The organism is Polynucleobacter sp. MG-27-Goln-C1, from assembly GCF_018881905.1.
GTDB lineage: Bacteria > Pseudomonadota > Gammaproteobacteria > Burkholderiales > Burkholderiaceae > Polynucleobacter.
Genome location: NZ_JACVPM010000002.1, coordinates 630,632 through 643,567 on the forward strand (window position 1 = coordinate 630,632; position 12,936 = coordinate 643,567).

The following is a 12,936-nucleotide window of genomic DNA, read 5'->3' on the forward strand; positions in this document are numbered from 1 at the left end:
CTTCATCTTATCTGAATTTACTCAGGCAGTTTTATATGCTCCGCAGCAAATCGTAAAGCCTCTATGGAGTAGGGGGCATTCTCCGGCTTCTGAAGCTGCTTAGGAAGAGCAGGAATGACGCCTAAAAAAGGCGCAAAAATTCGGTCTTTTAGGGTTTGAATATTTTCTTCTAAAAGAGGCATTTCCTCTGAAAGCGTGTTCGCTACCCACCCAGCAATCGTCAACTGGCGAGACACAATTGCTTCACAAGTGAGTAAGGCGTGATTAATGCAGCCCAAACGCATGCCGACTACAAGGATGACCGGTAAATCCATTGCCTGAGCGAGATCACCCAAATCTTCCTGCTCATTTAGAGGAACTAAAAATCCACCTGCACCTTCAACAACCACCACCTCAAATTGTTGGCTTAAGGAATGTAAATCACCCAAGATGATGGAAGAGTCTAGGTAAACATCATTTTTCTTGGCAACAAGGTGTGGGGCGGCTGCCTCATCTAGAACATAGGGGCAGAGACTTGGCTCCTGAGAATTCAATCCTGACGCGATCCGTAATGTTTCTAGGTCTTCATTCAGTTTCTGACCGTTGGAGTCAATATAGGTGCCGGCGACTACAGGCTTAAAACCGATTGCGCGGATGTCTGCCTCTCTTAGTTTGAGAATGAGAGCGCCGCTAAGTAAAGTTTTGCCAACTTCGGTATCGGTGCCGGTGACAAAAAAACCAGTAGGGGTATTGATTTTCATAACTTACCTTCTACTGTTTGCTCAATGATTTTTAATTCCTGAATTAACTCGCGTAAGTCATCAACGCTATGGTTTGCAGAAAAAGTAATGCGTAGGCGAGAAGTACCAACAGGAACGGTGGGCGGACGGATTGCTGGAATCCAATAGCCTGCTTCATCCAAGAGCTTAGCTACTGCTAATGCATTGGCATTGCTTCCTAAAATAACGGGTTGAATTGGGGTAGATGAAGGAGTTTTTTCCCAGCTTGAGAAAATCATTTCATCACGCCAAACCTGAATCAGTTCATTCAATATTTTACGACGAGAAATACCTTCATCGCCTTCGATCAACTCAAGGCTGCTGAGTAAGGTGTGGGCAATCGCCGGTGGTGTAGCCGTACTATAAATATAGGGGCGTCCCTTTTGGATGAGCCATTCAATAAACGGTGCAGCTGCACAAATAAATGCACCACTAACGCCAGCCGCCTTACCAAGTGTGCCGACATAAATAATTCGCTCTGAATGCACGCCTGCTTGTTCCAAAATACCGTGGCCCTGTTCGCCAAGTACACCAAATCCATGTGCATCATCTACCATCAACAAAGCATCATATTGTTCAGCAATGTGCAGGAGTTTTTCTACGGGCGCGATATCCCCATCCATGCTGAATACACCATCGACCACAATCAACTTGAGAGCGTGGGTATCTTGCTTGAGCGATTCTTCCAGTGAGTCGAGATTTTGGTGATCAAATAATGTCACCTTAGCTTTAGTTTGTGCGCTTGCTAAGCGAACACCATCAATCAAAGAGGCGTGATTGAGTTTGGCCGAGTAAATACTGGCTTGCCCCTGCTCAGCAAGTCTAGAAATTCCGGTAATGGCATTGATATTTGCGAGATAGCCAGTACTAAAGAACAGAGCTCTTGCGTTAGGAATATGCTTTTCCTCGCAGGCAGCCAATTTCTTTTCAAGCAAGCTATGTGCAATGCTGTGACCGCTAATGAGGTGCGATGCACCGCTCCCAACCCCATACAGGTTCGCGCCTTCCGAAAGCGCAGCAACTAATGCGGGGTGGTTTGCTAGACCTAGGTAGTCATTGCTACAAAACGCTTTTAGTTCTCGCTCACCAACGCGAGCCTTGGTGTCGCAGGGTGATTCGGTAGTACGCAGTTTGCGTCTGAGTAACTGCTCATCCAGATCGGCAATCTGGTGCTCTGCCATATCGCGAGCTTTAAAGTTTGTACTCATGCCAACACCTGATTGAGCGCGCGTTGTACGGAAGCACCCATTTGCATAGTTTCCTCTGAAGAGAGAATGTACGGAGGCATGACATAAATCGTATTACTAATTGGCCTAATGAGGATGCCTTCCGCCATGCTTGCTGAAAACATGTCTCGTGAAAACGTAGCTGAATTTTTTAGCTCTGTAGATTTGATATCAAACGCTAGGATCATGCCCTGCTGGCGCCAATGTTCGATGCGAGGATCTGCTTTTGCCCAAGCAAATGCGTTGGCAAGATCTTTGCTGCGTTCAAGATTTTTTTCAAGAACAGATTCAGTTTCAAAAATCTCTAGACACGCAAGCGCTGCAGCGCATGCCAATGGATTTCCTGTATAGGAATGCGAATGTAAGAAGCCTTGTTGCATTTGATCGCCATAAAAGGCGCGATAAATTTTGTCAGTTGTCATGGAGAGCGACAGCGGAAGATAGCCGCCGCTAATGCCTTTAGACAGAGTCAAGAAGTCCGGCCAAATTGCTGCATGTTCGCAAGCAAAAAATTTTCCTGACCGACCGCAGCCTACTGCAATCTCATCGGCAATGAGGTGAACGCTATAGCGATCGCAGAGTGAGCGCACTAAGCGTAAATATTCTGGTGAGTACATCGCCATTTGTCCTGCGCACTGAACGAGTGGCTCAACAATGATGGCCGCAATATGGTGATGCTCTACTTCTAGTAGAGCCTCTAATTTTTTTGCAGCTTGCCTAGCGACATCATCAGCACTTTCACCAGACTTTGCCTTACGCGCATCAGGTGAAGGTACAGTGAAAACATCTTGTAAAAGTGAGCCATAGGCTTCGCGAAAAATCGCAACATCTGTGACCGCTAATGCGCCTAAAGTTTCACCATGGTAGCCATTTTCTAAGCAGACAAATTTTTTCTTTTGCGGTTGATTGTTCAGGCGCCAAAAGTGATGACTCATCTTCAAAGCAATTTCTACTGCAGAGGCGCCATCCGATGCAAAAAATACGTGACCCAAATGGCCTTGAGTTAAGGCGGACAGCTTCTCGGAAAGCTCCACTACTGGTGGGTGCGTAAATCCGGCGAGCATGACGTGCTCAATTTTTTCAAGCTGATTAGTAATGGCTTGATTGATGCGCGGATTGGAGTGACCAAACAGATTGGTCCACCAAGAACTAATGCAATCGAGTAGCGCATTTTCTTTGTCATCAAAGAGCCAAGCACCCTTACCCTTAGTAATGGCAATCAAGGGCAATGACTCGTGATGCTTCATCTGAGTGCAGGGATGCCAAACGGCATCTAGGCTGCGATCAACCAGTGAGGTTTGATTTGGATCAGAAATAAGCTTCATGTTTGGTATTTGACCACTAGTTTTTCCTAATTTAGGCCTGTATCTGTTATGTTTATGCCTTGAATTGATCTATTTTCTGGAATTCGACTATGCAGGCCACCCAAACTACTGAAAAACCCCTCACCCAAGTCAAGTCTCAAAAGGATTTGCACAAAGAGGTCGACGCATCGGGTGCTTGGTCAGTCGCCCAGATTGAGGCTCTATTCGACCTCCCATTTAGTGAATTAATGTTCAAGGCACAAGAGACTCATCGCGCCAACTTCCCTGATGGCGATGTGGAATTAGCTACGCTTTTGTCAATCAAGACTGGTGGGTGCCCCGAAGATTGTGGCTATTGCCCCCAGGCAGCTCGTTACGACACTGACGTGAAGGCCAATAAGTTGATGGATCTGGACGAGGTGCTTGAGGCTGCCAAGGCTGCCAAGGCTGCTGGATCTAACCGTTTTTGTATGGGTGCCGCCTGGCGGGAACCCAAAGACCGCGATATTGAAAAAGTCACCGCCATGATTAAGGGCGTGAAGGCCTTGGGGCTTGAAACCTGCGCTACTTTAGGGATGCTGGAGGCAAATCAGGCCCAAGCCCTGCAAGAGGCTGGCCTGGACTTCTATAACCATAACTTAGACACCAGCGAGGACTTTTATCGCTCGGTTATCTCCACGCGGGGCTATCAAGACCGTTTGGATACGATTTCTAATGTGCGTGCTGCCGGCATGTCAGTGTGTTGCGGCGGCATTGTGGGCATGGGTGAGTCCCGTGAGCAGCGTGCGGCTTTCTTGGCCCGTTTGGCCAATTTAAGCCCGTATCCAGAGTCAGTTCCAATTAATCACCTAGTTCCTGTTGCAGGCACCCCATTAGAGAATCAGAAGCCCTTGGATCCGCTCGAATTCGTGAGAACTATTGCTGTAGCTCGCATCACGATGCCGCGCGCACGGGTGCGCTTATCAGCTGGTCGGCAGGAGCTCGGCAGGGCAGTTCAGGCCATGTGCTTCCAGGCTGGCGCGAATTCTATTTTCTATGGTGAGCAACTACTCACTACCGGTAATCCTGAGGCAGAACAAGACCGCGAGCTTTTGGCTGAGTTAGGTTTGAAGACTAAACAAAGCTTCAAAGCAGAGGTTTTAGTCTAGTTTTTGCAAGCCTATGGCGCTAATTGACCGCTTCATTATTGAGTTTGATACAGCCTTGCGCTCGGTAGTTGGGGGTGCTCATGCTCATCGCCCAACCCCAGGTTCGGATATTCAATCTACCGCTTTGCTAGATGTCAAAGAACGAGAGCATGCTGCCGGATTAATGCGCGTCAATCATGTGGGTGAGGTCTGCGCTCAAGCCCTCTATCAATCGCAAAAAATAGTGGCCCGTAGTCCTGAAATTCGCCAGATGTTAGATCACTCTGCTCAAGAGGAAATGGATCACTTGGCTTGGTGTGAAACTCGCCTTCAAGAACTAGGTTCGCACACGAGTTATCTCAATCCAATTTGGTATGCAGGATCCTTTGCAATCGGCTTGGCTGCTGGCTTAGCGGGCGATAAGTGGAGCTTGGGATTTGTTGCGGAAACAGAAAAGCAAGTCGAAAATCATCTCGCAAGTCACCTCCAAAAATTGCCCGTAGAAGATGAGCGTTCTCGCGCCATTGTTGATCAAATGCGCATTGATGAAATCGAACATGGACAGGCTGCAATTTCTGCTGGAGGTGCGGTCTTGCCGGAGCCGATTCAGAAGCTAATGCAGGCGATGTCAAAAGTCATGACAAGCACTGCTTACAAAATCTAATTCCGAATTAATTATTTTGCATATTTTTATTTCGGATACTGTTTATTAATACAGTATATTTACCCATTATTGGGCTAAATAGCTAAGACCTATTCTTAAGTATATTTTCCAAGCCGTTGTTTCAAGTAGCATTTTTATAGTCACCATTTTATCAAGACATGACGCTAAGTGTTTGTAATCACTAGGAAATTTCCTAAAAAATTACCCAAAAACACTTGACCCTCTTATTGCGATCCTCTAAAGTGGGAGGAAGTGTGAAAAAGTGGGGTAAATGGTGTTTCAAGGTGCGTCAGCTCTCAATTTAGATGCAAAAGGCCGCATGTCTGTGCCGGCAAAGCATCGTGACGCCTTGTTAGTTCAAGGTGAGGGCCGAGTTACGCTCACAAAACACCCCGATGGATGCCTCTTGTTGTTCCCCCGCCCTGAGTGGGAAACATTCCGTTCACGTGTCGCGCAATTGCCGATGGATGCCCATTGGTGGCGCCGAATCTTCCTTGGTAATGCTGCAGAGGTAGATTTGGACAGCGCAGGAAGAATTTTGGTGAGCCCAGAGCTCCGATCAGCTGCCGGCATTGAAAAAGAAGTGATGCTACTCGGCATGGGTAGTCATCTGGAATTGTGGGACGCCGCTACTTACGCTGCAAAAGAACAGGCTGCCATTGCACAAGGTATGCCTGAAGCCCTGAAGCAATTTAATTTTTGATGACAGGGTGCCATGAACATAACTCATCGCCCAGTATTACTGGCCGAGGCGGTGACGGCGCTGATCAGTGGCCCACGCATCACCTCTCCCGAGGCATCAAAAAATTCACTCTTGATCGATGGAACCTTTGGGCGTGGCGGACATACGCAAGCACTGCTTTCACAATTGCCTCCGAGCGCGCGAATGATTTCCTTCGACAAGGACTTGGATGCGATCGCAGTCGCGGAAAAAATCAACGATCCTCGTTTACGAATCGTGCACGACAGTTTTGCGCAGATGGATCAATACGCAGAGCCAGAATCAGTCGATGGCATTTTGTTGGATCTTGGAATCAGCTCTCCACAAGTAGACGAAGCACATCGTGGATTTTCCTTTCGCAAGGATGGTCCGCTCGATATGCGCATGAACACGGATCATGGTTTGACAGCGGCAGAATGGTTGGAGCAAGCATCACAAGAGGACATCACGCGCGTGATTAAGACTTATGGTGAAGAACGTTTTGCATTTCAGATCGCAAAAGCTATCGTAGCTAAGCGAGAAGAGGGTTTGTCGCCAAAAACAACTTTGCAATTAGCAAGCTTGGTTGCCAGTGTCGTTCGCACAAGAGAAGTGGGACAAGATCCAGCCACTAGAACTTTCCAGGCACTACGCATTTTCATTAATCGCGAGTTAGAAGATCTTGAACTCGGATTAAAAGCTGCCCTCAATTTATTAAAGCCAGGCGCGCGCTTAGCAGTGATTAGTTTTCATTCGCTAGAAGATCGCATCGTTAAGCAATTTTTGCAGTCACATGCGAAGGTTGAGGTGCCTCGTGGTTTACCGGTCCGCGATAGGGATTTGCCGCAAAGTGCCCTAGAGATTATTGGACGCGTTAAGCCAAGTGATGAAGAAGTCCGAGAGAATCCTCGTGCACGTTCAGCCATCATGCGAGTTGCTGAAAAACGTGCGGGAGTTTCAACTTGAATCGCGCTACGCTGACCTTACTTGTCTTGCTATTGGTCTGTGCCCTCTCTTTGGTTGCAGCCCAGCAGCGTGCGCGTAAATTATTTATCTCATTAGAGCGTGCGCAAATTGAAGAGCGCAAACTGAATCAAGATTGGTTGCGCTTAGAGTATGAGCAGCGCAACCTTTCTAAGTCGGCACGTATTCGTGATGTTGCGCGTAATCAATTGCACATGGTTCCTATTTCTCCAGAGCGTACTTTGTACTTGAAGGAGGCTAGATGAGGCCGGTAGGTTTTTCAACTACGCCAAATTTAGTATTGCGTCTGCCAATGTGGCGGTCACGCCTGATGCTGTTCATGCTGTTCTTCGTCTTCATGTTGCTCTTAATTCGCGCCTTCTGGATTCAAGGTCCGGGAAATGCTTTCTATGAAGCTAAAGGTGTGCGCGGTACACAGCGAGAGTTGGAGTTGCCTGCTTCTCGTGGAAAAATATTGGATCGCAATGGCCAAGTGATTGCTACCAGCTTGGAGGCAAAGTCAGTGATCGCCTATAACGACACTGTGCCTGATGATTTGGCTGCAGATAAAGTGCAGAAATTAGCGAGTCTTTTACAGATTAGCGAAGCAGAGTTGCGTAAAAAGCTAAGAGAAGAGCGTAAGCAAATTTTCTTGAAGCGCCAAGTAGACCCAGAAGTTGCGCAACAGATTAAGCAATTAGAAATTCCGGGCATTGGCTTAAATAACGAATACCGTCGCTTCTATCCTGAGGGTGAGGCGATGGCGCACGTTGTTGGCTTTACCAATGTGGAAGATCGCGGTCAAGAAGGCATGGAGCTCTCTCGGGAAAAAGAGTTGGCTGGACATCCAGGTGCTCGTCGAGTGGTTGTGGATCGTCTAGGTCGTGTTGTTGAAGATGTTGCGATTTTGCAGTTGCCACAAAATGGTAAAGATTTGCAACTCTCTATTGATAGCAAGATTCAGTTTCTGGCTTACAACGCTGTTAAAAATGCAGTCGAACAGCATCATGCAAGTGCTGGTGGTGCAGTTGTACTGGATACCCAAACTGGCGAGATCTTAGCTTTAGCAAATTATCCAAGTTACAACCCGAACGATCGTAAGAAGTTGACGGGTGAGCAGTTGCGTAATCGCGTTTTAACTGACACCTTTGAGCCTGGCTCAACGATGAAGCCTTTAACAGTAGCGATTGCTTTGGAGAAGGGGGTCATCACTCCTAGTACCAATATGATGATTGGCGCTAAATATTTGGTTGGTCCAAAGCCGATTACAGATACCCATCCTTACGGCAACCTCACTGTGGCGCAAATTATTCAAAAATCGAGCAATATTGGTACGGCCAAAATTGCGATGAATAATTTATCCGCAGAAGAGATGTGGAATTTCTATACATCAGTTGGTTTAGGTCAGGCACCGAAGATTGGCTTTCCTGGTGCTGTAGCTGGCACTGTGCATCCCTTTAAAAAATGGATGCCAACAGACCAGGCGCGGATTGCGTTTGGTTATGGCATTTCAGGCTCACTCTTTCAGGTAGCTCGTGCTTACACGATTTTTGCACGTGATGGTGAATTGGTACCGCTCACGATTGAGCGTAGTCCAGAATTTAAGCCAGGTACACACATCATTTCTGCCAAGACGGCCATTGAGATGCGCAGCATGATGGAGTCAGTAACGGAGCCAGGTGGCACTGCCATTAAAGCGCAAGCTGAAGGTTATCGAGTTGGTGGAAAAACAGGTACAGCCCATAAATTGGTAGGTAAGGGATATGGGAATAAATACCGTGCTTACTTTGCGGGCTTAGCACCCATTAGTGCGCCACGCATTGTGGTGGCCGTCATGATTGATGAGCCGACTGGTGGCAGTCACTACGGTGGGGATGTTGCAGCACCAGTGTTTTCTACTATCGTGAGTGAGACTCTGCGCACCTTGAATGTCTTGCCAGATAGCCCTATTAAGCAGAAAGCAATGCAGGATCAAAGTCCCGCTGAAATACAGAGTGCCGCAGTCAAAACAAATACAGCGGTTTTAAAAAGATGATGGCAATGATTAATATCGAACCCCATCTCTTGATCTCTCATTTACGTGATCTCACATCAGCAGATGCAAAAGCAACTGCTGATAGTCGTCAAATTCAATCTGGCGATATCTTCTTTGCATACCCTGTTGGTCATGGCAATGCCTTACGTGACGGCCGCGATTACATTGCAGCCGCCTTAGCAAATGGTGCGGCAGCTGTCGTATTTGATCCCGCAGATGGTGTTGCTAACGAATACTTAGATCGCTCAGAGTGTTTTGCTGTTGATAATTTATCCAGCTTAGCTGGAGAACTCTGTGCCGAGTGGTACGACTATCCAAGTAAACAGCTGAATGTTATCGGTGTTACCGGTACCAACGGAAAAACTAGTATTACTCAGTGGTTGGCGCAGGCTTTGTATGAATCTAACCATCGCACTGCAGTTTTGGGTACCTTGGGTACTGGCTTCCCGGGTGCATTGACCGAGACTGGCTACACCACACCCGATGCGCCGCGTTTACAGACTCAATTAAAAGAATTGCTTGATGCAGGTGCTCAGCAGGTGGCCATAGAGATCTCTTCTCATGCGCTTGATCAAGATCGCGTTTCTGGTTTGGATGTACGTACTGCGGTATTTACCAATTTGACTCAAGATCATTTGGATTATCACGGCACGATGGGTGAATATGCTGAGGCAAAAGCAAAGCTATTCCAACTGCCTCAGCTTGAAAATGCCATCATCAATTTTGACGATACATTTGGGCGCGAATTAGCAATGAAGCTTCTCGCTGTTGACGGTCCTCAAGTATGGGGCTACGCATTAAGCAGTAATGCATTTGCTGGATTTGAAAAATTTGGCGATCGTCTGAAACGTGCCTATACAGAAAAAACTCTGTTTACGAGTTCGGGATATGAATCTCAATTTAACTGTGATGCGTCAGGTGCAAGCGCTGTTCAACTTGCAGTATTGGGTGAATTTAATCTGAGCAATTGCCTTGCTGTTTGGGCGGTTCTGTTGGCCCAAGGCTTGAGCACCAGTGAAGCCTCTAAGCGCATGAATAAGTTGAGTGCCGTTCCAGGTCGGATGGAACTGATTCGCTTAAATAAAACGCAGAGAACTGAGGGACCATTAATTGTTGTGGACTATGCACATACACCAGATGCTCTCACTAAAGCATTGAATGCATTGCGCCCCATTGCAAATCAACGTAACGGAAAAGTATGGTGTGTCTTCGGTTGCGGCGGTGATCGAGATTCAGGTAAGCGTCCACAAATGGGTCGTGCAGCGCAAGAGTTTGCTGATCATATTGTGATTACGAGTGACAATCCCAGATCGGAAGATCCAGCTTCTATTATTGCCATGATTCAAGCTGGTATGTCAGGCGACCTATCGAATGTGCAAGCATTGCCCGATAGAGCAGCTGCCATTATGGCTGCGGTCCGACATGCCGACATCCAGGATATCGTTCTAGTTGCTGGTAAAGGACATGAGTCTACTCAAGAGATCAATGGCAAGAAATTTGATTTTTCTGATCAAGAGCATATTCGTTTGGCTGCAGGGGGTAGCGTATGAGTACGCCTATGACTACTCTCGCCCAAGTTCATGCCATGTTGCCGGGCAGTCAGTTGATTCATGCTGATGCAAAGTCTGCTGAAGGAATTTCTATTTCTCATGTTGGCAGTGATAGTCGTCAGATTCAATCCGGCGAATTATTTATTGCTTTGTCTGGCGATCGTTTTGATGCGCATGATTTCTTGGGTGATGTGGCAACAGCGGGAGCAAGTGCAGCGCTTATTAGCCATAAAGAAAAATGCCCTTCAAGCTTACCTGCAGTGTGTGTCCAGGATGTTAAACAGGGCTTGGGTGAGTTGGCAAAGGCATGGCGTGCACAGTTTTCTATCCCAGTAGCTTTAGTAACTGGATCTAATGGTAAGACCACTGTAAAAGAGATGATTGCTTCGATCTTCAAGGCTGCTGCCGGTGAAGGACAGACTCTAGTTACTAAAGGTAACTTCAATAATGATATTGGCCTACCTTTAACCTTGTTACGCATGCGATCAACCGATCGCCTAGCGGTGATTGAGTTGGGAATGAATCATCCTGGCGAAACAGCGGAGTTAGCCCTGATTGCTCAAGCCAATATTGCCCTTATCAACAATGCCCAGCGTGAGCATCAAGAATTTATGGCGACTGTAGAAGCGGTTGCAAAAGAGCATGCAACTGCTTTGAGCGCACTTCCTGCGGATGGTGTTGCAGTATTTCCAGCGGACTCTGAATTCTCTTCGGTTTGGCATCAAGCTGCCGGAGGACGCAAGGTAATTGACTTTGCTTTATCTGCGGATTCGGCGTTAGTCAAAGCCTCTGTAACTGGAAAGTTATTAGCTAGCGGAAGAATTGAAATTTCAACTGAACTTGGCAAGCTTGAGGTTCAACTCAATACCTTAGGAAACCATAATGTGCGCAATGCTCTAGCGGCTAGCGCAGTTGCTTTAGGTGCTGGATTGAGTTTGGATCAAATCAAAGCCGGTCTGGAATCTTTTGTTCCGGTAAATGGACGCATGCAATCAAAGCCTTTGAATGCGGGTCGCACCTTGATTGATGATAGTTACAACGCGAACCCAGATTCTGTAAGGGCTGCTATTGATGCGCTTAAACAGTCTGGCAATGCTTCTTGGTTGGTATTGGGTGATATGGGCGAAGTAGGTGATCAAGGTCCTGCGTTCCATGAGGAAGTTGGAGCCTATGCTGCTGAGCAGGGAATAGTTAAGTTATTTGCGCTCGGAGAGCAGTGCAAATTTGCGGTGCAGGGCTTTAATGATTCAGGAAAGACTCAGTCTGCTAGCAGTGCTACTCACTTCACCACGTTAGATCAGTTGCTTGAAGAGCTTAATGTGGCGCTCGCAGATCAAGAGTCAGGTAAGCAGTTGCACTTAGATATTTTGGTTAAGGGATCTCGTTTTATGCGTATGGAGCGTGTAGTACAGGCCTTATTAGAGGAGGCTAAAACATGCTCTTGATATTGGCGCAATGGTTGCAGGATGATTTTGGATTCTTCCGAGTCTTTAACTACATCACTTTTAGAGCGGTTATGGCAACAGTGACTGCTTTGCTGATTGGCTTGGCGGCTGGTCCATGGGTTATACGCAAGTTGACTGCATTGAAGATGGGTCAAGCGGTTCGTACGGATGGCCCGCAAACCCATTTAGTGAAATCAGGTACCCCAACAATGGGTGGCGTATTAATCCTTTTAGGTATTTTTATCTCCTGCATGTTGTGGGCTGATTTGAGCAATCGCTTTATTTGGATTGTGATGATTGTGACCTTTGGATTTGGTTTGGTAGGTTGGGTTGATGATTACCGCAAAGTAGCGCGCAAAGATCCCAAAGGAATGGCCTCACGGGAAAAATTCTTTTGGCAGACTTTGATTGGATTATTTGCCGCTATTTATTTAGCCTTCTCCGTATCTGAAGTAAATAACCTCAAAGTCTTGCAATTATTCTTTGAGTGGCTCAAAAGTGGCTTCGCTTTGGATCTGCCGGCCAAATCAAACTTGCTCATTCCTTTTATGAAAGAGATTAGCTACCCACTGGGCGTAATGGGCTTCATCATTTTGAGTTACTTAGTTATTGTTGGCAGTAGTAACGCTGTGAACTTAACTGATGGTCTTGATGGCCTAGTCATCATGCCAGTGATATTGGTTGGTGCCGCTCTAGGCGCTTTTGCTTATGTGATGGGTAATGCAATTTACGCAAAGTATTTGCTATTCCCATACATTCCTGGGGCAGGTGAACTCATGATTTTCTGTGGTGCTATGGGTGGTGCGGGATTGGCATTCCTTTGGTACAACACGCATCCTGCTCAAGTATTTATGGGTGATGTTGGCGCACTCGCATTGGGTGGTGCACTCGGCACTATTGCGGTGATTGTTCGCCAGGAAATTGTGCTCTTTGTTATGGGCGGAATCTTTGTGGCAGAAACACTGTCAGTGATGTTGCAAGTCTTTTGGTTCAAATTTACCAAGAAGCGTTTTGGTGAAGGCCGTCGTATTTTTAGGATGGCACCACTTCATCACCATTTTGAATTGGGTGGCTGGCGCGAAACACAAGTAGTAGTTCGTTTCTGGATCATCACCATTTTATTAGTTCTCATTGGCCTCTCCAGTCTGAAATTAAGGTAAGCCA

At 46.8% G+C, this 12,936-nt stretch carries 12 protein-coding genes; 9 read left to right on the forward strand and 3 right to left on the reverse strand.

Annotated features, from left to right (window positions below; genetic code table 11):
• Nucleotides 1-17 precede the first annotated feature (17 nt).
• From bioD to bioA, 3 genes are read right to left on the reverse strand one after another with little or no spacing between them, the layout of a single operon-like run.
• Nucleotides 18-740: a dethiobiotin synthase gene (gene bioD / locus ICN14_RS07345; RefSeq protein WP_216863239.1), complete on the reverse strand. Its 723-nt coding sequence runs from the start codon at nt 738-740 to the stop codon at nt 18-20.
• Nucleotides 737-1,966, reverse strand: a complete 1,230-nt coding sequence (locus ICN14_RS07350; protein WP_216225791.1) for an 8-amino-7-oxononanoate synthase — start codon at nt 1,964-1,966, stop codon at nt 737-739. The genes bioD and ICN14_RS07350 overlap by 4 nt, the downstream gene beginning before the upstream one ends.
• Nucleotides 1,963-3,309, reverse strand: a complete 1,347-nt coding sequence (gene bioA, locus ICN14_RS07355; protein WP_216225792.1) for an adenosylmethionine--8-amino-7-oxononanoate transaminase — start codon at nt 3,307-3,309, stop codon at nt 1,963-1,965. The genes ICN14_RS07350 and bioA overlap by 4 nt, the downstream gene beginning before the upstream one ends.
• 89 nt (nt 3,310-3,398) lie before the next feature.
• On the opposite strand from bioA, the gene bioB reads away from it, so the two are divergent.
• The 9 genes from bioB (at nt 3,399) to mraY (ending at nt 12,932) form a co-directional block, all read left to right on the forward strand.
• A complete protein-coding gene (gene bioB / locus ICN14_RS07360; RefSeq protein ID WP_216225793.1) occupies nt 3,399-4,436 on the forward strand; it encodes a biotin synthase BioB in 1,038 nt (345 codons plus the stop codon).
• A gap of 13 nt (nt 4,437-4,449) precedes the next feature.
• Complete coding sequence (coq7, locus tag ICN14_RS07365; RefSeq protein ID WP_216225794.1) at nt 4,450-5,079, forward strand: 2-polyprenyl-3-methyl-6-methoxy-1,4-benzoquinone monooxygenase; 630 nt, start codon at nt 4,450-4,452, stop codon at nt 5,077-5,079.
• 274 nt (nt 5,080-5,353) lie between these two features.
• A complete protein-coding gene (mraZ, locus tag ICN14_RS07370; protein ID WP_216179526.1) occupies nt 5,354-5,782 on the forward strand; it encodes a division/cell wall cluster transcriptional repressor MraZ in 429 nt (142 codons plus the stop codon).
• A gap of 12 nt (nt 5,783-5,794) precedes the next feature.
• The gene (gene rsmH / locus ICN14_RS07375) at nt 5,795-6,745 is read left to right on the forward strand and encodes a 16S rRNA (cytosine(1402)-N(4))-methyltransferase RsmH (protein ID WP_216225795.1); all 951 of its coding nucleotides are present in this window, start codon (nt 5,795-5,797) and stop codon (nt 6,743-6,745) included.
• The gene (gene ftsL / locus ICN14_RS07380) at nt 6,742-7,008 is read left to right on the forward strand and encodes a cell division protein FtsL (protein WP_088527827.1); all 267 of its coding nucleotides are present in this window, start codon (nt 6,742-6,744) and stop codon (nt 7,006-7,008) included. The genes rsmH and ftsL overlap by 4 nt, the downstream gene beginning before the upstream one ends.
• Nucleotides 7,005-8,777, forward strand: coding sequence for a penicillin-binding protein 2 (locus ICN14_RS07385; protein WP_216225796.1), 1,773 nt, complete (start codon nt 7,005-7,007; stop codon nt 8,775-8,777). The genes ftsL and ICN14_RS07385 overlap by 4 nt, the downstream gene beginning before the upstream one ends.
• Nucleotides 8,774-10,327, forward strand: coding sequence for a UDP-N-acetylmuramoyl-L-alanyl-D-glutamate--2,6-diaminopimelate ligase (locus ICN14_RS07390; protein WP_216225797.1), 1,554 nt, complete (start codon nt 8,774-8,776; stop codon nt 10,325-10,327). The genes ICN14_RS07385 and ICN14_RS07390 overlap by 4 nt, the downstream gene beginning before the upstream one ends.
• Before the next feature lie 8 nt (nt 10,328-10,335).
• Nucleotides 10,336-11,772 (forward strand): UDP-N-acetylmuramoyl-tripeptide--D-alanyl-D-alanine ligase, encoded by a 1,437-nt coding sequence (gene murF / locus ICN14_RS07395; RefSeq protein ID WP_216225798.1) that lies wholly within the window; start codon nt 10,336-10,338, stop codon nt 11,770-11,772.
• Nucleotides 11,763-12,932 (forward strand): phospho-N-acetylmuramoyl-pentapeptide-transferase, encoded by a 1,170-nt coding sequence (gene mraY, locus ICN14_RS07400; protein ID WP_216225799.1) that lies wholly within the window; start codon nt 11,763-11,765, stop codon nt 12,930-12,932. Before murF ends, mraY begins: the two co-directional genes overlap by 10 nt.
• Nucleotides 12,933-12,936: the final 4 nt, after the last annotated feature.

Excerpts from the sequence above, each read along its gene's own strand:
- bioD (WP_216863239.1), bottom strand. The coding sequence starts at position 740 with ATGAAAATCAATACCCCTACTGGTTTTTTTGTCACCGGCACCGATACC.
- ICN14_RS07350 (WP_216225791.1), bottom strand. The coding sequence starts at position 1,966 with ATGAGTACAAACTTTAAAGCTCGCGATATGGCAGAGCACCAGATTGCC.
- bioA (WP_216225792.1), bottom strand. The coding sequence starts at position 3,309 with ATGAAGCTTATTTCTGATCCAAATCAAACCTCACTGGTTGATCGCAGC.
- bioB (WP_216225793.1), top strand. The coding sequence starts at position 3,399 with ATGCAGGCCACCCAAACTACTGAAAAACCCCTCACCCAAGTCAAGTCT.
- coq7 (WP_216225794.1), top strand. The coding sequence starts at position 4,450 with ATGGCGCTAATTGACCGCTTCATTATTGAGTTTGATACAGCCTTGCGC.
- rsmH (WP_216225795.1), top strand. The coding sequence starts at position 5,795 with ATGAACATAACTCATCGCCCAGTATTACTGGCCGAGGCGGTGACGGCG.
- ICN14_RS07385 (WP_216225796.1), top strand. The coding sequence starts at position 7,005 with ATGAGGCCGGTAGGTTTTTCAACTACGCCAAATTTAGTATTGCGTCTG.
- ICN14_RS07390 (WP_216225797.1), top strand. The coding sequence starts at position 8,774 with ATGATGGCAATGATTAATATCGAACCCCATCTCTTGATCTCTCATTTA.
- murF (WP_216225798.1), top strand. The coding sequence starts at position 10,336 with ATGACTACTCTCGCCCAAGTTCATGCCATGTTGCCGGGCAGTCAGTTG.
- mraY (WP_216225799.1), top strand. The coding sequence starts at position 11,763 with ATGCTCTTGATATTGGCGCAATGGTTGCAGGATGATTTTGGATTCTTC.